This is a genomic window from Actinomadura fibrosa (assembly GCF_900659615.1).
Taxonomy (GTDB): Bacteria; Actinomycetota; Actinomycetes; order Streptosporangiales; family Streptosporangiaceae; genus Spirillospora; species Spirillospora fibrosa.
Genome location: NZ_CAACUY010000144.1, coordinates 1 through 22827 on the forward strand (window position 1 = coordinate 1; position 22827 = coordinate 22827).

The following is a 22827-nucleotide window of genomic DNA, read 5'->3' on the forward strand; positions in this document are numbered from 1 at the left end:
CTCGCCCGCTGGCAGGACTTCGCCGGCACCGGCGACCTGCTGCGCTCGCTGCACGTCGCGCGGTCCCGCCGCGGCCGCGCCGCGAACCGGCGGCCCCGCCGCCGGTCACCGCGAGGTCGCGGAGCAGGCCGACCGTCGACTCCAGCCGGACGCGGGCCCCGGCGGCGACCGTCCGGTCATAGGACGCGGCCGCGCGCGTCCACAGCTCGGACGCCGCCTCCTCCGGGCCGGGGGCGATGTCGAGGCGGGGGTCCTGCGCGAGGATGTCCGCCTCCAGGCGGCGCAGCTCGGGGCCGGGGTCCACGCCGAGCTGCTCGACGAGGATCGCGCGGGCCCGGCGCAGCACGGCGAGGGCGTCGCCCTGCCGGCCCGTCCGGTAGAGGGCGAGGGCCAGCAGGCGCCAGGCCGCCTCGCGCCACGGGTGCTCGCTCGCGTGCGCGTCCAGGTCGGGGACCGCCTCGGCGGCGAGGCCGAGCGCCAGCCGGGCCTCGGCGCGGCGCTCGACCGCGTGCAGCCGCAGCTCGACCAGGCGGGCCCGCTCGGCGCGGGTCCAGTGCTCGCCGGCGAACCCGGCGTAGGCGGGTCCGCGCCACAGGCCGAGCGCGTCCTCCAGCCGGGCCAGCGCCCGGCGGGGCGGCTCCTCGGCGGCGGCGGCGACCGCCCGCTCGAATCGCCAGGCGTCCACGTCGTCCGGTTCCGCCCGGAGCGCGTAGCCCGGCCCCTCGGTGACCAGCAGCCGGGGCGGGGTGCGCGGCGGGCGGTCCGGTTCCAGCGCCCGGCGCAGCGCCGCCACGAAGGTGCGCACCGCGCCGACCGCGCCCGCGGGCGGATCGTCCCAGAGGTCGTCCACCAGGAGGGACACCGGGACGACGCGGCGGCGCGCCACGATCAGCCGGGCCAGCACGGCGCGGTGCCGCGGCCCCTTCAGCGCGATCTCGCCCCCGGCGGCGTCCCAGGCCGCCACCGGCCCCAGCACCCCGAACCCGACCGGCACGCGCCACCTCCCTCCCCGGCCACGGTATAGCGCGCTGATCGGATGCTCATCCGCGCCCGCCAGGCTGGAGGCACCTGCTCAACCGGCGAAAGGAACGAGATCATGGCTCCCGTCATCCCGGGGTTCGAGTACCGGCGCGTGCCCGTCGCGGACGGCGTGTCGCTGAACGCGGCCGTCGGCGGCTCCGGCAGCCCGATCGTGCTGCTGCACGGGTTCCCGCAGACGCACCTGATGTGGCGGCACGTCGCCGCCGACCTGGCCGCCGACCACACGGTGATCTGCCCCGACCTGCGCGGCTACGGCGCGAGCGACAAGCCCGCCGAGGACGGCGCGAACTACGGCAAGCGGACGATGGCCGCGGACATCGTCGCGCTGGCCCGCGCGCTCGGGCACGAGCGGTTCGCGCTGGCCGGGCACGACCGCGGCGCGCTCGTCGCCTTCCGTGCCGGGCTCGACCACCCTGACACGATCACCCATCTGGCCTGCCTGGACGTGCTGCCCACGCTGGAGATGTGGGACGCGATGCACGGCGTCACCGCCGCGGTCGGCTTCCACCTCTACCTGATGGCCCAGCCGCCCGGCCTGCCCGAACGGATGATCGCCGCCGAGGCCGACGCGTTCTTCGGGCACTTCCTGGACGTGTGGGCGGGCGACCCGGCGGCGATCCCGGCCGAGATCCGCGCCGCGTACCTCGCCGCGTGCCGCGACGCCGTCCCGTCGATCGTCGCCGACTACCGCGCGTCCGCCGGCGTGGACGTGGCCGACGACCAGATGGACCTGGACACGGGCAACCGGCTGCGGATGCCGGTCTCGGTGCTCCAGCAGGACTGGGGCGCCGCGCTCGGCTACGACGCCCGCGCGCTCTGGGAGGCCTGGGCGACCGACCTGGTCCACACGACCGTGGACTACGGCCACTTCATGGCGGAGGAGGCTCCGGCCGACGTCGCCAAGGCGCTGCGTGAGCTGCTCACGCGCTGAGCGGGACGCCGCGGAAGCCCGGTTCACGGGGCCGCACGGCAATGGTCAACTTTCCCCCGTCCTCGATATCACCGCAGGTCACCCTGGGTAGGCGGTCCTCAGGGCGGTCGAGTTCGGGGGGCGGGCGGCCATGCACATCCGGTCTCCCGTCAAGCCCATGCTCGCCGAGTCCGTCGACCACATCCCGGAGCCGCGCGCGTGCCCGGGCGGCTGCCGCTACGAGCCGAAGTTCGACGGGTTCCGCGCGGTCGCGCTCGTGGACGGGAACGGCGGCGTCCACCTGTCCTCGCGCCGCCGGACCCGGTTCAACGAGGCGTTCCCGGAGATCGTCGCCGCCGTCTTCGCACAGCTCCCGCCCGGCACCGTCGTGGACGGCGAGATCGTCCGGTGGGGCGCGGACGGGCGGCTCGACTTCGGCGCGCTCCAGCGCCGCCACGTCGCCGGGCGCCGCCGCCTGGAGCTCGCGCGCACGGAGCCCTGCCACTACGTCGTGTTCGACGTCCTGGAAGCGGACGGCGCGGACCTGCGGCCGCGCCCGCTGCGCGAGCGCCGCGCCGTCCTGGAGGGGCTGCTCGGGGACGCGGGCCCGTCCGCCCGCGTCGTGGCCTCCCCGCAGACGGCGGACGTCGAGGAGGCGCGGATCTGGTTCGACGCGCTGGCCCGGCAGGGCATCGAGGGCCTCGTCGTGAAGAGTCCCGACGCCCCCTACCTGGAGGGGCGGCGCGGCTGGTGGAAGGTGAAGCGGCGGACGACGGCCGAGGGCATCGTGGGCGGCGTCACCGGGACACGGCAGGCCCCCGAGACGCTGATCCTCGGCCGGTTCGACGCCGCCGGGCGGCTGCGGGTCGTCGCGCGGACCACGCCCCTGCCGCCGCCCGCGCGGGCGCGGCTCGGCGAGGTCCTGCACCCGGCCGGGCCCGGCCATCCGTGGCCGGCGGAGCTGCCCGCCGGGTTCGCGGGCGGCCTGTACGGCTCGCACCCGCCCATCCGGTACGTCCGCACCGAGCCCGACACCGTCGTCGAGGTCAGCGTGGACGCCGCCCTGGAGAACGGCCGCTGGCGCCACGCCGCCCGCTACGTCCGCCTCCGCTCGGAGCTGGGCGCGGCCGACTGCCCCGCCTTCGGCGCGCCGCCCTGAGGCTCAGTCGGCCAGCCAGCCGAGGATCCGGCGGTTGACCTCGTCCGGGCGGTCGAGCTGGAGGAAGTGGCCGGCGCCGGGGACCAGGGCGGCCTCCGAGCCGGGCGGGAGGGCCGCGACGATGGCGTCCACGTCCTGGCCGGGCGCGACGACGTCCGCGCCCAGGCAGCCGTCCTCGGCGCCGTGCAGGTAGAGGACGGGACGCTCGCCCCGCACCTCGGTGGCCCGCTGCTCGGCGGCGTAGCGCTCGATGTGCCGGGACTGGTCGAACATGGCGCGGTAGTAGCCGAGCGCCGCCGCCACGTTGGCCGGGGTGGCGAGGCAGGACATGACGTGGTCGACGTCCTCCGTGTGGTCGACGGCGCCGCCGGACGAGTCCGCGGCGGGGGACCAGTCCCGCCACAGCCCCTCCACGAACGTGCGGCCGAACGCCATCTCGGCCACCGGGGTCTGGAACAGGAAGATGTAGAACGAGCGCTTGAGCTGCTCGTAGTCGAGGAAGGCGGCGGTCATCACCGGCAGGGGCGGGACGGCCATCGCGACGGCCTTGCGCCAGCGGTCCGGGGCGGACGCCGCGGCGCCGTAGGTCGCGAACGCGCCCCAGTCGTGGCCGATGATCACCGCGTCGGGCCCGGCGCCGAACGCTGCGTGCAGGGCGACGGCGTCCGCGGCGATCGCGCCGCCCTGGTAGGCGCCGTCCTCGGGGACCGACGTCGGCGCGTAGCCGCGCATGAACGGGGCCACGGCGCGGTATCCGGCGGCGGCCAGCTCGGGCAGCAGGTGCCGCCAGGTGTGCGCCGAATCGGGGAAGCCGTGCAGGCAGAGGGCGAGCGGGCCGTCCGCGGGGCCCGCCGCCAGGTAGCCGAACTCCAGCCCGTTCGCCTTGACCGATCCGGTGGTGATGTCGCCCATGGGGGGATTCGCCTCCTCGACTCGCGGGCGACGCTATACCGGCGGCCCGGGCGGGCCCGCCGCCGAGGGAGTGCAGCATCACAGTTCCACTTCGGATATCGGTGTCTTCCCTCGTATTTACACCGGAATCCGTAGTCACTTAGCATCGACACAACCGGATCGCTCGCATTCGGCGCGGGTGCCAGGTCGTGGTGAGGAAGTGTGATGACGGAGCCGGACGGAACCCAGCGGCACGGCGACCCGCTCCAGCGGGCGGCCCGCGACCACCTGTGGATGCACTTCGCGCGGCACGCGCCGTCGCAGGGCGGCGACGAGATCCCGATGATCGTCCGCGGCGAGGGCGCGTACGTGTACGACGCGCGGGGGCGGCGGTACCTGGACGGGCTGTCCGGCCTGTTCACCGTCCAGGCCGGGCACGGCCGCGAGGAGCTGGCGCAGGCCGCCGCGAAGCAGGCCGCCGAGCTGGCGTTCTTCCCGCTGTGGTCGTACGCGCACCCGAAGGCCGTGGAGCTGGCCGAGCGGCTCGCCGGCCTCGCCCCGGACGGTCTCGACCGGGTCTTCTTCACCGCGGGCGGCGGCGACGCCGTCGAGAGCGCCTGGAAGCTCGCCAAGCACTACTTCAAGCTGACCGGCAGGCCGACCAAGCACAAGGTGATCAGCCGGGCGGTGGCCTACCACGGCACCCCGCACGGCGCGCTGTCGATCACCGGGCTGCCGGAGCTGAAGGCCCCGTACGAGCCGCTGGTGCCGAGCGGGTTCCGCGTCCCGAACACCAACATCTACCGGGCCGCAGAGCACCGCGACGACCCCGAGGCGTTCGGCCGCTGGGCCGCCGACCGGATCGAGGAGGCCATCGAGTTCGAGGGGCCGGACACCGTCGCCGCCGTCTACCTGGAGCCCGTGCAGAACGCCGGCGGCTGCTTCCCGCCGCCGCCCGGCTACTTCCAGCGCGTCCGCGAGATCTGCGACCGGCACGACGTGCTGCTGGTCTCCGACGAGGTCATCTGCGCGTTCGGCCGGCTGGGCACGATGTTCGGCGCGCAGAAGTTCGGCTACACGCCGGACATCATCACGTTCGCCAAGGGCGTGACGTCGGGCTACTCGCCGCTCGGCGGCATGCTCGTCGCGGACCGGCTGTTCGAGCCGTTCCGGCACGGGACGGCGATGTTCGCGCACGGCTACACCTTCGGCGGGCACCCCGTGTCGGCGGCCGTGGCGCTCGCCAACCTCGACCTGTTCGAGCGGGAGGACCTGACCGGCCACGTCCTGCGCAACGAGGCCGCGTTCCGCGCCACGCTGGAGGGCCTGCGCGACCTGCCGATCGTCGGGGACGTCCGCGGCGACGGGTACTTCTACGGCATCGAGCTGGTGAAGGACCAGCACACCCGCGAGACGTTCGACGGCGAGGAGGCGGAGCGGCTGCTGCGCGGCTTCCTGGACAAGGCGCTGTACGAGGCGGGCCTGTACTGCCGGGCCGACGACCGCGGCGACCCGGTCGTGCAGCTCGCGCCACCGCTGATCTGCGACCAGTCCCATTTCGATGAGATCGCGGAGATCCTCCGGTCCGTCCTGTCCGAGGCGTGGGCGCGCATCTGAACCTGATGGGAGGCTGTGGCCGGCCCGTGCCGTGACCGGGACGTGCTGTGACGCGCGTCACCCGGCGGTTCCCCGTGCGCTTCCGGTTTTACTTTGAGAGGGTGCCTGTAAACCGAATCGCGTTCGGACATGAGGTGACGGCACGTGCTCAAGGTCGAGGACATCAACCTGACGGACTGGGGATTCTGGCGGCGCCCGCACGACTACCGGCACGAGGCCTTCAAGGCCCTGCGCCGGCACGGCGAGCTCGTCAGGTACGAGGAGCCCGAGGTCGTCATCGTCCCGCAGGGGCCCGGCTACTACGCGCTGACCCGGCACGCCGACGTCGTGGAGGCGTCGCGGCGCCCGCAGGACTTCTGCTCGGGCCGCGGCGCCATCAGCATCCCGGACATGCCGGGCGACATGCACGAGTACTTCGGTTCGATGATCAGCATGGACGACCCACGGCACGCCAAGATCCGCCGGATCGTGTCGCGGGCGTTCTCGCCCCGCATGATCCAGCGGTTCGAGGACCGGGTGGAGGCGGTCGCCGCGGAGATCGTCGAGCACGTCGCGGCGGGCGGCGGGACGGGCGACTTCGTCCAGGACGTCGCCGCCCGGCTGCCCCTGAAGATCATCTGCGACATGATGGGCATCGCCGAGGACCGCTACCCCGACGTCCTCGACGCCACCAACGTCATCCTCGCGGGCAACGACGCCGAGTTCCTCCCGGCCGGCGCCCCCGAGGAGGTCGCGCTGGCGCTGCTGAACGCGGGCGAGAAGCTCAGGGGCCTCGTCGAGGAGCTCGGCCGGCGGCGCCGCGCCGCGCCGACCGACGACCTGACCTCGGCGCTCGTCAACGCCAACATCGACGGCGAGTCGCTCACCGACCAGGAGCTCGGCTCGTTCTTCATCCTGCTGGTGGTCGCCGGGAACGAGACGACGCGCAACGCCATCGCGCACGGCCTCGACCTGTTCACCCGCCACCCCGACCAGCGCGCCCTGCTCACCGAGGACTTCGACGGCCGCATCGCCGGGGCGGTCGAGGAGATCGTCCGGTACGTGTCGCCCGTCATCTGGATGCGGCGCACCGCGACCCGCGACACCACGCTCAACGAGCACGAGATCAAGGAGGGCGACAAGCTCGTCCTCTACTACTGGTCGGCCAACCGGGACGAGTCGGTCTTCACCGACCCCGAGCGGTTCGACATCCTCCGCGACCCCAACCCGCACGTCGGGTTCGGCGGCCCGGGCCCGCACTTCTGTCTCGGAGCGCACCTGGCCCGGCGCGAGATCACCGTGATGTTCCGCGAGCTGCTGCGCCGCCTCCCCGGCATCCGCGCCGGGGAGCCGGACCGGCTGGAGTCCAACTTCATCAACGGCATCAAGCGCCTGCCCTACACCTTCTGACGGCGCCGGCGGGCCGCACGGCAAAGCGCGGGTGAACGTTGCGCGACGGGCCGACGTGATCGGGGGGAAGGCGCGCGCGGCGCGTCTAGCGTGAGCGGAGGACACCGACGCCGCCTCACGCCCCGGGGAGTTCCCGTGCCCGAGACCGACCCGACGCCCGCCGCGCCGCCTCCCGCGCCGGTGCCCGCCGACGAGGCCGGGCTGCGGGCGCGGGGCGACCGGCTCGCCGCCGACAACGCGGCCGTCCGGCTGCGGCTCGCCGAACTGGAGCGCGAGCGCGCCGACCGCGACGGCCAGATCGCGCGGCTGGTCACCGCGCTGAACGAGGCGGGCCGCCGCATCGGCGACCTCGACCGCGACCGCGCGGCCGAGGCGCACCGGGCCGAGGTGGCGGAGTGGCGGCTGGAGGCCCTGCGGCTGCGGCGCTGGTCGCGGCTCGGCCCGGCGCTCGGCGCGTTCCGCCGCCGCCCGCTCGCGCCCTCCTCGTTCCGCCGCGTCCGGGACGCCCTCCGCGCCCGCCCCCTCCCGCCGGAGCCCCCCGAGGAACCGGCCAGGACGCGCCGCCCGGACGACGTCCGCGTCGTCGACACCGAGCCGATGGACGCGCCGGTGCCGCTCCCGCCGGACGGCCCGGTCACCCGGCCCGACATCGTCGCCGCGGTCGTGGCGGGACCCGTCCTCACCGCGGCGCTTCGGTACGAGTGGACGCAGGTGGACGGCCTCGAACCGGACGGCTGGCGGGAGGCGCTGGAGGAGCGGCGCCCCGATCTGCTGCTGGTCGAGTCCGGGCCGGCGCCCCTGCCCGTCGCGGAGATCGCGGCCTGGTGCGAGGAGAACGGCGTCCCGTCCGCGTACTGGGACACCGGTGCGGGCATCGGCGAGGCCGCGTCCCGCTTCACCCACGTCTTCACCGTGGACGCGGCGGCCGTGCCGGAGCACCGGCAGAGCCTCGGCCACGACCGCGTCGGCCACCTCCCGTTCGCGGCGCAGCCGCGCCTGCACAACCCGGTCCGCGTCCAGGACCAGGGCCGCTACCCGCTGCTGTACGAGGGGGAGTACGACGCGGCGGCGGAGCCGCTGATCGGCCCCGCGCCGCGGCTCGGCGCGCACTTCGCCGCGACTGGGTTCCCGCGCCTCTACCGGCAGCGCGTCATCCCGCCGCGCCCGTACGAGCAGGCCGTCGCGGTGCGCAAGCGCTACCAGGTCATGATCGCCCCCGACTCCCGGGTGGCGTTCGAGGCGGCGGCGTCCGGCGTGCCCGTCGTCCACCACCGCGCGGACGCCGATCCCTCCTTCGGCCCCGCCGTGGAGGACGGCAAGAACGCATCCCGCGTCCTACGCGGGCTCCTCAACGCGAAGGAGTTGCGCGACCGGCAGGCGCACCTCGCCTTGCGCGCGGTCCACGCGGGCCACACCTACCGGCACCGGGTGGACACGGTGCTGGAACGGCTCGGCGCCGGTCCCGCGCGCGCTCCGCAGGCCGGCCGTCCGGCCGTGTCGCTGCTGCTGTCCACCTGCCGGGCCGAGCAGCTCGGGCCCGCGATCGAGATGGCGGCACGGCAGGAGTGGCGGCCCCTCCAGCTCGTCGTGGTCCTCCACGGGCTCGACCTCGACCCCGTGGACGTGCAGAAGCTCGCCATGGACGCGGGCATCGACGACGTCGCCGTCCTCGCCGCCGACCCGTCGGTCCCGCTCGGCGGCTGCCTGAACCGCGCGATCGACGCCGCCGACGGCGACTACATCGGCAAGATCGACGACGACGAGATCTACGGGCCGCACTACCTGACCGACCTGCTGCCCGCGTTCTCCTACACCGAGGCGAGCGTCGTCGGGAAACTGGCCCACTACGCCCACCTCGGCTCCATCGACGCGACGCTGCTGCGCTATCCCGAGCACGAGCACCGCTACGTGGACGTCCTGCGCGGCGGGGCCCTGCTCGCCGAGGGCGACCTAATGCGCTCCTACCGGTTCGCGGACGTGGGGCGGGGCGAGGACACCGACCTGTTCCGGCGGCTCAAGTTCGACGGGGTGAAGGTGTACGCGGCCGACCGCTTCAACTTCATCACCATCCGGCACGCGGACGCGGCGCGCCACACCTGGCGGCCCAGCGACCTGGAGCTCATCGCCGACAGCCAGGTCGCCTTTTACGGCCTCGCCCAGGAGCACATCCTCTTCTGACGGGGTCACCACGGCTCGGGCCCGGCCTCGCTGAGGAACACGCCGGTCGGTCCGTCCGCGCCGATCGAGGCCGCCCGCGCGAGGACCGCCGCGCCCTGCGCCGGAGTGAGGTGCCCGGTGTGCCCGTTCATATCCGTCGCGCAGAACCCCGGCGTCACCGCGTTCACCTTGATCGGGCCGTCCGCCAGCTCCTTGGCGTAGGCGACGGTGAGCCCGTTCAGCGCCGTCTTCGAGACGTTGTAGGGCAGATGGTTCACCCGGTAGAACGGCTCGGACGGGTCGCCGATCCGCCGCGGGGACCCGAGCTCGCTGGAGACGTTGACGATCCGCCCCGCGGGGGAGCGGCGCAGCAGCGGCAGCATCGCGTTGGTGACGGTGACGACGCCGAACACGTTGGTCTCGAACGCCTCCCGGAGGAGGCCGGCCGGTGTCCGGCTCGGCTGGAGCGCGTCCAGCTCCGACGCGTCGGTGGCCGTCGTCGCGGCGTTGTTGATCAGGACGTCCAGGCGGCCGTGCTCGGCCTCGATCAGCTTGGCCGCCGCCTCGACGGTGGCGGGGTCGGTCACGTCGAGATGGACGAAACGGGCGTCGATGCCCTCCCCGGCCAGGGTCGCGGCCGCCGCGCGGCCGAGGCCGGGATTCCGGGCGCCGAGCAGGACGACCGTGCCGCCGGAGGCGCCGAGCAGGCGCGCGGCCTCGAAGCCGATTCCCTTGTTGGCGCCGGTGATGAGTGCGATCCGTGTGGTCATGGCCCCAGGCTGGTGCCGGGCGGATCCGCTGAGGAGAGACCGCCCGAGGCTGGGATCCGCGATACCACCCTGCGCCCGCCGCCCCTCCGTCCCATCGGACATCCTGGACGCATGGACAGGCAGCAGACGGCTTCGTTCCTGCGTTCGCGGCGCATGCGGATCCAGCCGGCGGACGTCGGCCTCCAGGCGGGGACCCGGCGCCGCACACCCGGACTGCGCAGGGAGGAGGTCGCCCGGCTGGCCGGGATGTCGGTGGACTACTACATCCGACTGGAGCAGGGGCGCGGGCCCCGCCCGTCCAGGCAGATCCTCGGCGCCCTGGCGCGGGCGCTGAGGCTCACCGACGACGAGACCGCGCACCTCTACAACCTTGCCGGAGAGCCGCCCGGGCCCCCGCCCGGACCGCCGCAGGAGGTGCCCGCGGCGGTCCTCCACCTGCTGGAGCGGCTCGACGACACCCCGGCCCTCGTCCTGGACGCCAAGTACGACGTCCTCGCCTGGAACGACATGGCCGCCGCCCTGATCACCGACTTCTCCGCGCACCCGCCGCACGACCGCAACCAGCTCCGGTGGCTCTTCCTCGGCCCGGAGGAGCACCGCGTCCAGGAGGACCAGGAACACGACCTGTTCGCCCAGCAGAGCGTGGCGGACCTGCGGGCCGCGCTCGGGCGCTACCCGAGGGACCCGGGCCTCACCTCGCTCATCGCCGAGCTGGACGCGGGAAGCCCGCTGTTCCGCCGCCTGTGGGCCCGCCACCAGGTCGGGACGCGCCACGCCGCGGTCAAGCGGATGCACCACTCGCTCGTGGGCGAGATCGAGCTGCACTGCGACGTCCTCGCCGTCCCCGAGCGCGACCAGAAGGTCGTCCTGTTCACGGCGGCGCCGGGCACGGCCGCCCACGAGGCCCTGAAGCTGCTGCGCGTCGTCGGCACCCAGGACCTCCGCACGGGCTGAGGACGGCGGGCGCGGCGGAGCGGGTCAGCGGAGTTCGCGCTTGAGGATCTTGCCGGTGGCGGTCATGGGCAGCTCGTCCCGGAACTCGACGATCCGCGGGTACTTGTAGTTCGCGAACTGCTCCTTGCCCCAGGCGACCAGCTCGTCCTCGGTGATCGTGGCGTCCGGCGTCCGGATCACGTACGCCTTGACCTCCTCGCCGTGGCTGTTGTGCGGGACGCCCACGACTGCGGCCAGCGACACCTGCGGGTGGGTCATCAGGACCTCCTCCAGCTCCCGCGGGTACACGTTGTAGCCGCCGCGGATGATCATGTCCTTGGAGCGGTCGATGATGTAGTAGTAGCCGTCCTCGTCGCGGCGGGCCACGTCGCCGGTGCGGAACCAGCCGTCCTTGATCGCCTCCGCGGTCGCCTCGGGCCGGTTGTAGTAGCCCTTCATGACGTTGTGGCCGCGGACGGCGATCTCGCCGGGCCCCTCGCCCTCGATCTCCTTCCAGTCCTCGGAGATCAGCTTCATCTCGACGCCCCAGACCGGCAGGCCGATCGAGCCGGCCTTCGTGGGCCGGTCCGGGCGGTTGAAGGAGGCCACCGGCGACGTCTCGGACAGGCCGTAGCCCTCCAGGATGTCGACGCCGAACTTCTCCTTGACGCCCTTGATGACCTCCATCGGCAGCGCGGCGCCGCCCGAGACCGCCACCCGCAGGTTGTCGCGGATCGTCGCGACGTCCTCGGGCGCGGTGTCGTCGGTCAGCAGCGCCCAGTACATGGTCGGGACGCCCGCGAAGATGTTCACCTTCTCCTTGACCATCAGCTCGACGGCCTGCCGCGCGTCGAACCGCGGCTGCATCACGAGCGTCGCCCGCCGGTAGAAGCCGACGTTCATCACGCACGTCTGCCCGAAGATGTGGAACAGCGGCAGCGTCACGAGCGACGTGTCGTGCAGCGTCCGGTGGAAGAGCGTGTCGTCCACCATCGCGTTCATCAGCAGGTTGCCGTGCCCGAGCTCGGCGCCCTTCGGCTGGCCCGTCGTCCCGCTCGTGTAGATGATCACGGCGGTGTCGGTGGCCTCGGTGTCCGCCGTGTCGAACGCGTCGGACTGGCCCGCGAGCGCCGTCCAGAACAGCTCGGCGCCCTCGATCGGGGACTCGGTGGCCGCCAGGCTCGCCGGCAGCAGGAAGAAGTTCTCGCACCCGTCCGCCTGCGCGAACCCGGCGTGGCCCATCTCGCCGAGCGGCAGCTCCGGCGTCCCCTCGAAGCAGAAGAAGGCCTTCGCGTCCGAGTCGTTCAGGTGGTAGGCGATCTCCCGCGGCTTCAGCAGCACGTTCAGCGGGACGACCACCGCGCCCGCCTTCAGCGCCCCGTAGTAGACCATCGGGAAGTACGGCAGGTTCGGCGTGGACAGCGCCACCTTGTCGCCCGGCCCGATGCCGCGCGACCGCAGCAGGTTCGCGACCTGGTTGGCGACCCCGTCGAGGAAGGAGTACGACAGCCGGATGTCGCCGAACACCACCGCGTCGCGATCGGGCGTCTCGCGGGCGGCGTCCTCCAGCAGCACGGACAGGTTCAGCATGGCACTCCTCGCGCGGGGATGATGACCGGCCGGTTATTACCGGCGAGTCTATTTACCGTTCCGCTCATCCTGGTGCACCGGGTCACACCCGCGCCACGGTCGGGCACACCGGACTTCGTGGACGTATCCCCACGTCGATGACCGGATGCGGCCGACCGCGCGCACCGGGGGCGGAAACGCGGCGGGCGCGGGGGCGCCGTCCCCGTTACGATGTGCCGCTCCGGCGAGAAAGGGCGCACATCTTGATCATCTTCGGCTGGCGGGTCGTCTTCTTCACCCTGACCAGGGGAGTCTTCCACTGCCCCGAGTGCGGCGGCGACCGCGACTACCGGCTGCGCCAGGGCCGCAACTTCTTCACCCTCTTCTTCATCCCGGTCATCCCGCTGATGAAGGCCGGCGGCGAGTTCGTCGAGTGCGACACCTGCCACGGACGCTGGAACACCGGCGTCCTCAACGTGCCGACCACCGCGCAGCTCGCCCGGATGCCCGCGATGCTGCTGCGCATGGCGATCGCCCAGGTGCTGCGCTCGGGCGACTACACCCACGTCGGCGCCCGCGGCCGCGCCGTCACCGTCGTCCGCGAGGCCGGCGAGCCCGGCTACGACGACGCCTCGCTGAACGCCGATCTCGGCCGCCCGTTCGACGAGGTCCGCGCCGAGATGGGCCGCGCGTCGTCCGCCCTCGCCCCCGAGGCCCGGGAGAGCATCCTGCGCGCCGCCGCGGAGATCGCCCTGATCGACGGGCCGCTCAGCGTCTCGGAGGAGGAGACGCTCAGCGCCGTCGGCGCCGACCTCGGCCTCACCCGCGTCCAGGTGACCGGCGTCGTGTCCCTCGCCCGCCAGGCCTCCGGGCACTGACGCCCGCCGGATCTCCGGCGGCCCGGCGCCGGCCGCCGGAGCGGGGGCGCGGAGGCCGCCTCCGGGCGCCTGGGCCGCTCGCGGATAACCCTCCGCGGGAAGGCTTGCGGTTGCGCTACTCTTGCTGTATGCCAGCCAGGCTGCTCCTCGAACGACCACGGTGACGATCAGACGTCAGCGTGGTGGCCCCTCCTGTGCGAGGGGCCGTTCCATGTCGGCGGGCGGCCCACGAACGGAATGCGGAGTTTGGAAGCGTGAGCAGCGACGAGCACTACGACCCACGGGCGGTTCAGGACAAGTGGCAGGCCCGGTGGGCGGAGCTCGAACCGTTCAAGGCCGTCGAGGAGGACGACGGCCGCGAGCGGCGCTACGCGCTGGACATGTTCCCCTACCCCAGCGGTGACCTGCACATGGGGCACGCCGAGGCGTTCGCCATCGGCGACGTCGTCGCCCGCTACTGGTTCCAGCGCGGCTACAACGTCCTGCACCCCATCGGCTGGGACTCCTTCGGCCTGCCCGCCGAGAACGCGGCGATCAAGCGCGACTCGCACCCCGCCGAGTGGACCTACGCCAACATCGAGACGCAGGCCGCCTCGTTCCACCGCTACGCGCCGTCCTTCGACTGGTCGCGGCGCCTGCACACCTCCGACCCCGAGTACTACAAGTGGACGCAGTGGCTGTTCCTGCGCTTCTACGACCGGGGCCTGGCCTACCGCAAGGGCGGCCACGTCAACTGGTGCCCGAAGGACCAGACCGTCCTGGCCAACGAGCAGGTCGTCGGCGGGCACTGCGAGCGCTGCGGCGCGCTAGTCGAGAAGCGCGTGCTGACCCAGTGGTACTTCAAGATCACTGAGTACGCCGACCGGCTGCTGGACGACATGGCGCAGCTGGAGGGCCGGTGGCCCGAGCGCGTCCTGCTGATGCAGCGCAACTGGATCGGCCGCTCCACCGGTGCCGACGTCGACTTCGTCATCGAGGGCCGGGACGAGCCCGTCACCGTCTACACCACCCGCCCCGACACCCTGTACGGCGCCACCTTCATGGTCGTGGCGGCCGACGCCGCGCTGGCCGAGGAGATCTGCGCCCCCGAGCAGCGCGCCGCGTTCGAGGCCTACCGCGAGGAGGTCTCGCGCGAGAGCGAGATCGAGCGGCTGTCCACCGAGCGCGAGAAGACCGGCGTGTTCCTGGGCCGCTACGCGACCAACCCGGTGAACGGCGAGCGGCTGCCGGTCTGGGCGTCCGACTACGTGCTGGCCGAGTACGGGCACGGCGCGATCATGGCCGTGCCCGCGCACGACCAGCGCGACCTGGACTTCGCGCTGAAGTTCGGCCTGCCCGTCCGGGTCGTCGTCGACACCGGCCTGCCCGACCCGGCCGAGACCGGCGTCGCCACCCCCGGCGACGGCGCGATCGTCAACTCGGGCCCCATCGACGGGCTGGGCAAGGCCGAGGGCATCGAGCGGATCATCGAGATCCTGGCCGAGCGCGGCACCGGCCGCGCCTCGGTCAACTTCCGGCTGCGCGACTGGCTGGTCTCCCGGCAGCGGTTCTGGGGCTGCCCGATCCCGATCATCCACTGCGACGCCTGCGGCGAGGTGCCCGTCCCCGACGAGCAGCTGCCCGTCACGCTGCCCGAGGGGCTGCGCGGCGCCGACCTGGCCCCGAAGGGCACGTCCCCGCTGGCCTCGGCCGCCGACTGGGTGAACGTCGACTGCCCGAAGTGCGGCGGCGCCGCCAAGCGCGACACCGACACCATGGACACCTTCGTCGACTCGTCCTGGTACTACTTCCGCTACTGCTCGCCCGGCTACGAGGACGGCCCGTTCGACGTCGAGCAGGTCCGCAAGTGGATGCCGGTCGACCAGTACACCGGCGGCGTCGAGCACGCCATCCTGCACCTGCTGTACAGCCGGTTCTTCACCAAGGTCCTGTACGACATGGGCATGGTCGACTTCACCGAGCCGTTCGAGCGGTTGCTGAACCAGGGCCAGGTGATCCTGAACGGCAGTGGCATGTCGAAGTCCACCGGCAACCTGGTCGACCTGGGCGACCAGATCGGCGAGTTCGGCGTGGACGTCGTCCGGCTGGCGATGCTGTTCTCGGGCCCGCCGGAGGACGACATCGACTGGGCCGACGTGTCCCCGCACGGCATGTCGAAGTTCCTGTCCCGCGTCCACCGCATCGCGTCGGAGGTCGCGTCCGCGCCCGGCACGCCGCCCGAGACCGGCGACCCGGACCTGCGCCGCGTCACGGCCCGCATGGTGGACGAGGCCACGAAGCTGGTCGAGGCGCAGCGCTTCAACGTCGCCATCGCGCGGACCATGGAGCTGGTCACCGCGACCCGCAAGGCCATCGACTCCGGGCCCGGCGCCGCCGACCCCGCCGTCCGCGAGGCCGCCGAGGCGATCGCGGTCCTGCTGTCGCTGTTCGCCCCCTACACCGCCGACGAGGCGTGGGAGCTGCTGGGCCGCACCGCGCCGGTGATCTCCGCCGGCTGGCCGTCCGCCGACCCCGCGCTGCTGGTCGAGGAGTCGGTGACCTGCGTCGTCCAGGTCGCGGGCAAGGTCCGCGACCGGCTGGACGTCGCGCCCGGCATCGCCGCCGAGGAACTGGAGCGGCTGGCGCTGGACTCGCCGAAGGTCCAGGACGCGCTGGGCGGCGCCGGAATCGCCAAGATCATCGTCCGCGCGCCCAAGATCGTCAACATCGTCCCCAAGCGCTGACGCGGCCGGGCACGGCGCGAAGAGGAGGCCGCCGGCGACTTCGCCGGCGGCCTCCTCTTCGCTGCTCGCCTCATGCTCCTTCGCGCGCCCGCCGCGCTCGCGGCGGGCGGGCGCGGAGCGTCACATCTTGCGCAGCACCGCCACCACGCGCCCGAGCACGGACGCCTCGTCGCCGGGGATCGGCTCGTAGGCGGGGTTCTGCGGCATCAGCCAGATGTGGCCGTCCCGGCGCTTGAACGTCTTCACCGTGGCCTCGCCGTCGATCATCGCGGCGACGATGTCGCCCTGCTCGGCGACGGGCTGCTGCCGCACGACGACCCAGTCGCCGTCGGCGATCGCCGCCTCGATCATCGAGTCGCCGGTGACCTTCAGCAGGAAGTGCGTGCCCTCGCCGACGAGCTGCTTCGGCAGGGTGAACACGTCCTCGACGGCCTCCTCGGCGAGGATCGGCCCACCGGCGGCGATGCGGCCGACGAGCGGGACGTAGGCGGGCGCGGGCTGCGCCGTGGCCGGCTGGCCGCCCACCGCCTCGTACGCGTCGGGCTCCGTGCGCACCGGGGTCGCGCCCGGCACCCGCACCTCGACCGCGCGGGGCCGGTTGGGGTCGCGCCGCAGGAAGCCCTTGCGCTGGAGCGCCCGGAGCTGGTGCGACACGCTGGAGGTGCTGGTCAGGCCCACGGCCTCGCCGATCTCCCGCATCGACGGCGGGTACCCCCGGCGCTGGACGGAGTCGCGGATCACCTCCAGCACCATGCGCTGCCGCTGGGTCAGGCCCGTCTCGTCCATGGGCCCGTCGGGCAGCTCCCGGACCTTGCTCATCGCTCGTCGCCTCCCGGGCGCCTCGATCCGTCACTCCTTGTCATGGAACGCTATCGCGTCCCGAGTGAATGATCAAACAATTGTTCGAAGATGTACTCGCGTTTTCGGGGTGCCCTGCGGTACAACATCGTACAGGCGTTCGATCGAAAATTCATTCGAAGTCGAGGAGGGTCGAGATGTCGGGTTCGCCGCACGGTGAGCGCGCTCCGGTCCGGCTGACCCGCCGCGGACGCGCCGTCCTGGTCTGCTTCGCCGCGGCCGTCACGCTCGTCGCCCTCTGGCTCACCGTCGGGCCCGGGGCCCTCGCGGGCGGCAGCGAGGGCCGCGGCGCGCCCTCGTCGGGCGAGACGGTCGTCGTCGAACCCGGCGACACGCTGTGGGACATCGCGGCCGCCGCCGACCCCGAGGCCGACCCGCGTCTCGTCGTCGCCCGCATCATCGATCTCAACGGCCTCGGCGGCGACCCCACCGTACAGCCGGGGCAGCGACTGCGGCTCCCCGCGGGCTGAACGGCCGGCCCCGGCGGGCCTGTGGACGTTTCGTGGCCGTCTGCCGGGAAACGTGCAGCGTCCTGGGGCGGACGTGGCGACACGCCCGGGCAGGGGCGCGGATCGCTCGATGTGACCTGGGTCTACGCGCGAGGACCCCGTTGCGGGTTGCGTAGGCCCCCGCCGCCCCTTACGGTTGACCACAACATCTAGTAGTTACACCGATGGGATTAACCACAAGTTGTGTTCTTGTGGCGCTGTTCTCGTACGGGGAACTCGATTCCGTCAGGGGAGGGTTAACGCGTGCACTGCCCGTTCTGCCGCAACCCTGACACGAAAGTGATCGACAGCCGATCGACCGACGACGGCGGCGCCATTCGGCGGCGCCGGTCGTGCGCGGAATGCGGCAAGCGATTCACGACGCAGGAGAATGTGCTCGTGATGGTTGCCAAGCGCAGCGGGGTCACCGAGCCGTTCTCCCGAGAAAAGATCATCGCCGGGGTGCGCAGGGCCTGCCAGGGCCGTCCGGTCGACGAGGATGCGCTCGCGAAGCTGGGACAGCGGGTCGAAGAGGCGATCAGGTCGTCCGGATCCGCGGAAATCCCCTCGCACGAGATCGGCCTCGCGATCCTGGGGCCGCTCGGCGAACTCGACGAGGTCGCCTATCTGCGATTCGCCTCGGTCTACCGCAGCTTCGAGTCGCTGGACGACTTCGCCAAGGAGATCGAGGCACTGCGGAAGGCCGGTTCCTCGGGGGAACCCGGCCCGTCCCGCTAGGGACGGCCGCGGCGAACGAACTACGAGCACACACGTGAAGAATGCGCCACCGCGCGGGGCATGGCCTGCGCGGCGGCGGGGTTGTTCCTGAACAGGGCCCGGCGGGAGGGCCCGAGAGGGGGAAGGTCATGACGGAGACGGTGAGCGGCTCGGCGGCTCGGCGCGGCAAGGGGGGCCGCAAAGGGCTGAAGATCGAGCGCATCTTCACCACGCCCGGCGTGCATCCGTACGACGAGCTGCGCTGGGAACGTCGTGACGTCGTCATGACCAACTGGCGCGACGGCTCGGTGAACTTCGAGCAGCGCGGGGTCGAGTTCCCCGACACCTGGTCCTTGAACGCCGTCAACATCGTCACGTCGAAGTACTTCCGCGGCGCGGTCGGCACGCCGCAGCGCGAGTGGAGCCTCAAGCAGCTCGTCGACCGCGTCGTGCGGATGTACACGGAGACGGGTCTGGCGGAGGGCTATTTCGCCTCCGAGCAGGACGCGGAGATCTTCGATCACGAGCTGAAGTACGCGCTGGTCCACCAGATGTTCAGCTTCAACTCGCCGGTCTGGTTCAACGTCGGGACGAAGTCCCCCCAGCAGGTCTCGGCGTGCTTCATCCTGTCCGTGGACGACACGATGGAGTCGATCCTGGACTGGTACAAGGAAGAGGGCGTCATCTTCAAGGGCGGCTCCGGCGCCGGCCTGAACCTCTCCCGCATCCGCTCCAGCAAGGAGCTGCTCTCCTCGGGCGGCACGGCCAGCGGCCCCGTCTCCTTCATGCGCGGCGCCGACGCGTCCGCGGGCACCATCAAGTCGGGCGGCGCGACCCGCCGCGCCGCCAAGATGGTCGTGCTGGACGTGGACCACCCCGACGTCGCCGAGTTCATCGAGACCAAGGCGCGCGAGGAGGACAAGATCCGCGCGCTGCGGGACGCCGGGTTCGACATGGACCTCGGCGGCCGGGACATCGGCAGCGTCCAGTACCAGAACGCCAACAACTCCGTCCGCGTGTCCGACGAGTTCATGCGCGCGGTGGAGGCCGACGGCGAGTTCGGGCTGCGCGCCCGGATGACCGGCGAGGTCGTCGAGACGGTCAAGGCCAAGGAGCTGTTCCGGCTGATGGCCAAGGCGGCGTGGGAGTGCGCCGACCCGGGCATCCAGTACGACGACACGATCAACGACTGGCACACCAACCCCGAGTCGGGCCGCATCACCGCGTCCAACCCGTGCTCGGAGTACATGTCGCTCGACAACTCGTCCTGCAACCTCGCCAGCATCAACCTGCTGAAGTTCCTCACCGACGCCGGCACGTTCGACGTCACGCGGTTCGTCAGGCTCACCGAGCTGATCATCACGGCGATGGACATCTCCATCACCTTCGCCGACTTCCCGACCGAGAAGATCGCCCAGACGACCCGCGACTACCGCCAGCTCGGCATCGGCTACGCCAACCTCGGCGCTCTGCTGATGGCGACCGGCCACGCCTACGACTCCGAGGGCGGCCGCTCGCTCGCCGCCGCGATCACCTCGCTGATGACGGGCGTCGCCTACCGCCGCTCCGCCGAGCTCGCCGCCGTCGTCGGCCCGTACGAGGGCTACGCCCGCAACGCCGAGGGCCACAAGCGCGTCATGCGCAAGCACGCCGCCGCGAACGACCAGGTCCGCACCCTCGACGCGATGGACAAGGCCGTCCACGCCGCCGCGACCAAGCAGTGGCAGGAGTGCCTCAAGGCCGGCGAGAAGCACGGCTACCGCAACGCGCAGGCGTCGCTGCTCGCGCCGACCGGCACCATCGGCCTGATGATGGACTGCGACACCACCGGCATCGAGCCCGACCTCGCGCTCGTGAAGTTCAAGAAGCTCGTCGGCGGCGGCTCCATGCAGATCGTCAACCACACGGTGCCGCGCGCGCTGGAGCGGCTCGGCTACCCGCAGGAGCAGATCGAGGCGATCGTCGAGTACATCGGCGAGCACGGCCACGTCATCGACGCGCCGGGCCTGCGCCCCGAGCACTACGAGGTGTTCGACTGCGCCATGGGCGAGCGGGCGATCAGCCCGATGGGGCACGTCCGGATGATGGCGGCCACCCAGCCGTTCCTGTCCGGCGCGATCTCCAAGACCGTGAACATGCCCGAGCAGGCCACCGTCGAGGACATCGAGAAGGTGTACTTCGAGGGCTGGAAGCTCGGCCTGAAGGCCCTCGCGATCTACCGCGACAACTGCAAGGTCGGCCAGCCGCTGTCCGCGGCGGGCAAGAAGGAGGAGCCGAAGGCCGAGGCCGCGGCCCCGGCCGAGGTGCGGCCCGTCCGGCGGCGGCTGCCGAAGCAGCGCCCGGCGACCGTCACCCGCTTCTCCGTCGCGGGCGCCGAGGGGTACATGACCGCCTCGTCCTACCCGGACGACGGTCTCGGCGAGGTCTTCCTGAAGCTCGGCAAGCAGGGCTCCACGCTCGCCGGCGTGATGGACGCGTTCTCCATGGCGATCTCCATCAGCCTCCAGTACGGGGTGCCGCTGGAGACCTGGGTGGAGAAGTTCACCAACATGCGGTTCGAGCCCGCCGGCATGACCGACGACCCGGACATCCGCATGGCGACCTCGGTGATGGACTACATCTTCCGCCGCCTCGCCCTGGACCACCTGCCCTACGAGGAGCGCGCCGGCCTCGGCATCTTCACCGCCGAGGAGCGCGCCATGCAGGCCAGCGGCGGCGACCCGGCGACCCTGCACACCGAGGACGAGGTCGAGGTGGAGCACGAGACCCTCGCCCAGTCCGCGGAGATCACCCGTCCGGCCCTGCCCGCCGCCCCGGCGCCGGAGGCGCACTCCTCGATGGAGATCATCGAGAGCCGCCAGGGACGCACCGCCGACGCGCCGCTCTGCCTCACCTGCGGCACGAAGATGCGCCCCGCGGGCAGCTGCTACGTCTGCGAGGGCTGCGGCTCCACCAGCGGCTGCAGCTGAGCCCGGGCTCGCGCCTGACGCCGCGCGTGCCGTGAGCCGCCACGCTTGATGGCGGACGCTCCAAAGGGGAGCCGACTCCGGTCGGCTCCCCTTCGGCATGGCACGGGCGATGGGCCACGCCGCCGGAACGTGCGGTCACCGGCGGCGTTCCGGGAGCTCATGACCGATTTGAGGCCTCGCGGGCCCGTATGATCGGATCATGGCTTTGACAGTGGAGGACGTGGACCGGTTCGAGCTGTCGAGGCCCCGGCTGGCGGCCATCGCCTACCGCCTCCTCGGCTCCTCGGACGAGGCGCAGGACGTCGTGCAGGAGACGTTCCTTCGCTGGCAGGCCGCCGACGTCGATCGCATCGAGGTCCCCGAGGCCTGGCTGACGAAGGTGCTCACCAACCTGTGCCTCAACCAGCTCACCTCCGCGCGGGCGCGCCGCGAGACCTACGTGGGCCGGTGGCTGCCCGAGCCGCTGCTCGCGGGGGACCCGATGCTCGGCCCCGCCGACACCGCCGAGCAGCGCGAATCGGTGTCGTACGCGGTCCTCACCCTCATGGAGCGCCTGTCCCCGAACGAGCGGGCCGTCTACGTGCTCCGGGAGGCCTTCGACTACGCGCACCGGGAGATCGCCGAGATCCTCGACATCACCGAGGCCGCCAGCCAGCAGATCTTCCACCGCGCCAAGAAGCACGTCGCGTACGGCAGGGCCCGCCGGGAGATCGACGAGGCCGCCGCCCAGCGGATCGTCGAGGAGTTCCTCGCCGCCGCCACCAGCGGCCGGACCGATGAGCTCGTCCGGCTGCTCACCAAGGACGCCGTCTCCGTCGGCGACGGCGGCGGGAAGGTCCCGGCGCGCACCAGGGCGTTCGAGGGGGCCACCGCGGTCGCGAACTTCATCCGGGCCCTGCTCAAGCCCGCCGCGGCCAAGAGCGCCATCGTCGGCGGCTCGTCCGAGATCTACGCCTGGGCCGCCAACGGCGAGCCCGCCGTCGTGGCCGTCGTGGACGGACGCGTCGTCGCGATCATGTGCCTGGAGGTCACCGCCGAGGGCATCACCGCCTGCCGCACCCAGGCGAACCCCGACAAGCTCGAACGCGCGACCGAGCAGTGGGCTGCGGTCGATCACGGGAAGCCCTTGCTCATCGTGTGAGGTGGATCACGTCTGGGTCCTGTCAGCTTTCGCTGGGCTCTCCGGTTCAAGTGGCGAAGTCGAACCGGAGAGGAAGGGAGCCGACGATGCGGGTTCTGGTGGCAGGGGCGACCGGGGCGATGGGCAAGGAGCTGCTGCCGCGTCTGGTGGAGGCGGGGCATGAGGTGTTCGCGATGGTGCGCAGCGATGCCGGCAAAGCGCGGGCGGCGCAGTTGGGTGCGGTGCCGGTGATCGCCGATGCGCTGGATCGGGCCCAGGTCGAGGCGGCGGTGCGTGAGGCGGCTCCCGAGGTGATCGTCAACCAGCTGACCGCGATCGGGCACATCGACACCCGGCATTTTGCGCGCAGCTTCGCCGCGACCGACCGGTTGCGGATCGAGGGCACCGACAACCTGCTGGCGGCCGCGCGGACTCACGGGGTGCGGCGGTTTGTGGCGCAGAGCAATGGGGCGTTCACCTATGGCCGGACCGGTGGGCCGGTCAAGAGCGAGGAGGACCCCCTGGACCCGGCGCCGGTGGCGCCGATGGCGGCGATGATCGCCGCGGTCGGGCATCTGGAGAAGGCGGTGCTGGGTGCGGGGTGGATCGAGGGGATCGTGCTGCGCTACGGCGCGTTC

18 protein-coding genes are annotated in these 22827 nt (G+C 72.3%); 13 read left to right on the forward strand and 5 right to left on the reverse strand.

Translation table 11 applies throughout. The annotated features are described in order from the left end of the window. On the reverse strand, positions 1-994 hold a 994-nt coding region (locus E1300_RS33150), incomplete at its 3' end, for an AfsR/SARP family transcriptional regulator (protein WP_165503105.1). 102 nt (positions 995-1096) lie between these two features. On the opposite strand from E1300_RS33150, the gene E1300_RS33155 reads away from it, so the two are divergent. Both E1300_RS33155 and E1300_RS33160 read left to right on the forward strand, forming a co-directional pair. Continuing rightward, complete coding sequence (locus E1300_RS33155; protein ID WP_131761057.1) at positions 1097-1972, forward strand: alpha/beta fold hydrolase; 876 nt, start codon at positions 1097-1099, stop codon at positions 1970-1972. Between the two features lie 157 nt (positions 1973-2129). Further along, the gene (locus tag E1300_RS33160; protein ID WP_131761058.1) at positions 2130-3110 is read left to right on the forward strand and encodes an ATP-dependent DNA ligase; all 981 of its coding nucleotides are present in this window, start codon (positions 2130-2132) and stop codon (positions 3108-3110) included. A 3-nt stretch (positions 3111-3113) separates the two neighbouring features. On the opposite strand, the gene E1300_RS33165 is transcribed toward E1300_RS33160, so the two are convergent. Continuing rightward, positions 3114-4022, reverse strand: coding sequence for an alpha/beta fold hydrolase (locus E1300_RS33165; RefSeq protein ID WP_131761059.1), 909 nt, complete (start codon positions 4020-4022; stop codon positions 3114-3116). 204 nt (positions 4023-4226) lie between these two features. On the opposite strand from E1300_RS33165, the gene E1300_RS33170 reads away from it, so the two are divergent. The 3 genes from E1300_RS33170 to E1300_RS33180 all read left to right on the forward strand — a co-directional run bounded on the left by E1300_RS33170 (position 4227) and on the right by E1300_RS33180 (position 9185). Further along, positions 4227-5618 carry an aspartate aminotransferase family protein gene (locus E1300_RS33170; protein WP_131761060.1) on the forward strand — a complete coding sequence of 464 codons (1392 nt, stop codon included), beginning with the start codon at positions 4227-4229 and terminating at the stop codon, positions 5616-5618. 144 nt (positions 5619-5762) lie between these two features. Next, positions 5763-7007, forward strand: coding sequence for a cytochrome P450 (locus E1300_RS33175; protein WP_131761061.1), 1245 nt, complete (start codon positions 5763-5765; stop codon positions 7005-7007). Between the two features lie 135 nt (positions 7008-7142). Beyond that, positions 7143-9185 (forward strand): glycosyltransferase family protein, encoded by a 2043-nt coding sequence (locus E1300_RS33180; RefSeq protein ID WP_131761062.1) that lies wholly within the window; start codon positions 7143-7145, stop codon positions 9183-9185. Positions 9186-9190: 5 nt separating this feature from the next. Here E1300_RS33180 and E1300_RS33185 read toward each other — a convergent pair whose 3' ends face one another. Then, the gene (locus E1300_RS33185) at positions 9191-9934 is read right to left on the reverse strand and encodes an SDR family oxidoreductase (RefSeq protein ID WP_131761063.1); all 744 of its coding nucleotides are present in this window, start codon (positions 9932-9934) and stop codon (positions 9191-9193) included. 111 nt (positions 9935-10045) lie between these two features. Here E1300_RS33185 and E1300_RS33190 point away from each other — a divergent pair, with 111 nt between their 5' ends. Beyond that, positions 10046-10888: a helix-turn-helix transcriptional regulator gene (locus E1300_RS33190; protein ID WP_131761064.1), complete on the forward strand. Its 843-nt coding sequence runs from the start codon at positions 10046-10048 to the stop codon at positions 10886-10888. Positions 10889-10912: 24 nt separating this feature from the next. Here the strand turns inward: E1300_RS33190 and E1300_RS33195 are convergent, their stop codons facing one another. After that, positions 10913-12457 carry a long-chain-fatty-acid--CoA ligase gene (locus tag E1300_RS33195; RefSeq protein ID WP_131761065.1) on the reverse strand — a complete coding sequence of 515 codons (1545 nt, stop codon included), beginning with the start codon at positions 12455-12457 and terminating at the stop codon, positions 10913-10915. A 242-nt stretch (positions 12458-12699) separates the two neighbouring features. Between E1300_RS33195 and E1300_RS33200 the strand changes: the two genes are divergently transcribed. Both E1300_RS33200 and leuS read left to right on the forward strand, forming a co-directional pair. Beyond that, positions 12700-13314 carry a zinc-ribbon domain-containing protein gene (locus E1300_RS33200; RefSeq protein WP_131761066.1) on the forward strand — a complete coding sequence of 205 codons (615 nt, stop codon included), beginning with the start codon at positions 12700-12702 and terminating at the stop codon, positions 13312-13314. Positions 13315-13568: 254 nt separating this feature from the next. Then, the gene (gene leuS / locus E1300_RS33205) at positions 13569-16037 is read left to right on the forward strand and encodes a leucine--tRNA ligase (RefSeq protein ID WP_131761067.1); all 2469 of its coding nucleotides are present in this window, start codon (positions 13569-13571) and stop codon (positions 16035-16037) included. A 120-nt stretch (positions 16038-16157) separates the two neighbouring features. On the opposite strand, the gene lexA is transcribed toward leuS, so the two are convergent. After that, entirely contained in the window at positions 16158-16856 is a 699-nt protein-coding gene (gene lexA / locus E1300_RS33210; protein WP_131761068.1) for a transcriptional repressor LexA, read from the reverse strand. Between the two features lie 176 nt (positions 16857-17032). Here lexA and E1300_RS33215 point away from each other — a divergent pair, with 176 nt between their 5' ends. The 5 genes from E1300_RS33215 to E1300_RS33235 form a co-directional block, all read left to right on the forward strand. Next, positions 17033-17365, forward strand: coding sequence for a LysM peptidoglycan-binding domain-containing protein (locus E1300_RS33215; protein WP_165503106.1), 333 nt, complete (start codon positions 17033-17035; stop codon positions 17363-17365). Between the two features lie 282 nt (positions 17366-17647). Beyond that, positions 17648-18121 (forward strand): transcriptional regulator NrdR, encoded by a 474-nt coding sequence (gene nrdR, locus E1300_RS33220; RefSeq protein WP_067636063.1) that lies wholly within the window; start codon positions 17648-17650, stop codon positions 18119-18121. 128 nt (positions 18122-18249) lie between these two features. Continuing rightward, positions 18250-21069 carry a vitamin B12-dependent ribonucleotide reductase gene (locus E1300_RS33225; RefSeq protein WP_131761070.1) on the forward strand — a complete coding sequence of 940 codons (2820 nt, stop codon included), beginning with the start codon at positions 18250-18252 and terminating at the stop codon, positions 21067-21069. Between the two features lie 199 nt (positions 21070-21268). Further along, positions 21269-22210, forward strand: a complete 942-nt coding sequence (sigJ, locus tag E1300_RS33230) for an RNA polymerase sigma factor SigJ (protein WP_131761071.1) — start codon at positions 21269-21271, stop codon at positions 22208-22210. A gap of 86 nt (positions 22211-22296) precedes the next feature. Then, on the forward strand, positions 22297-22827 hold a 531-nt coding region (locus E1300_RS33235), incomplete at its 3' end, for an NAD-dependent epimerase/dehydratase family protein (RefSeq protein ID WP_131761072.1).

What these genes read in the sequence shown, in the direction of transcription:
- E1300_RS33155 (WP_131761057.1), top strand. Translation starts at nt 1,097, where the DNA reads ATGGCTCCCGTCATCCCGGGGTTCGAGTACCGGCGCGTGCCCGTCGCG.
- E1300_RS33190 (WP_131761064.1), top strand. Translation starts at nt 10,046, where the DNA reads ATGGACAGGCAGCAGACGGCTTCGTTCCTGCGTTCGCGGCGCATGCGG.
- E1300_RS33165 (WP_131761059.1), bottom strand. Translation starts at nt 4,022, where the DNA reads ATGGGCGACATCACCACCGGATCGGTCAAGGCGAACGGGCTGGAGTTC.
- sigJ (WP_131761071.1), top strand. Translation starts at nt 21,269, where the DNA reads ATGGCTTTGACAGTGGAGGACGTGGACCGGTTCGAGCTGTCGAGGCCC.
- E1300_RS33215 (WP_165503106.1), top strand. Translation starts at nt 17,033, where the DNA reads ATGTCGGGTTCGCCGCACGGTGAGCGCGCTCCGGTCCGGCTGACCCGC.
- E1300_RS33195 (WP_131761065.1), bottom strand. Translation starts at nt 12,457, where the DNA reads ATGCTGAACCTGTCCGTGCTGCTGGAGGACGCCGCCCGCGAGACGCCC.
- lexA (WP_131761068.1), bottom strand. Translation starts at nt 16,856, where the DNA reads ATGAGCAAGGTCCGGGAGCTGCCCGACGGGCCCATGGACGAGACGGGC.
- E1300_RS33185 (WP_131761063.1), bottom strand. Translation starts at nt 9,934, where the DNA reads ATGACCACACGGATCGCACTCATCACCGGCGCCAACAAGGGAATCGGC.
- E1300_RS33160 (WP_131761058.1), top strand. Translation starts at nt 2,130, where the DNA reads ATGCTCGCCGAGTCCGTCGACCACATCCCGGAGCCGCGCGCGTGCCCG.
- E1300_RS33170 (WP_131761060.1), top strand. Translation starts at nt 4,227, where the DNA reads ATGACGGAGCCGGACGGAACCCAGCGGCACGGCGACCCGCTCCAGCGG.
- E1300_RS33225 (WP_131761070.1), top strand. Translation starts at nt 18,250, where the DNA reads ATGACGGAGACGGTGAGCGGCTCGGCGGCTCGGCGCGGCAAGGGGGGC.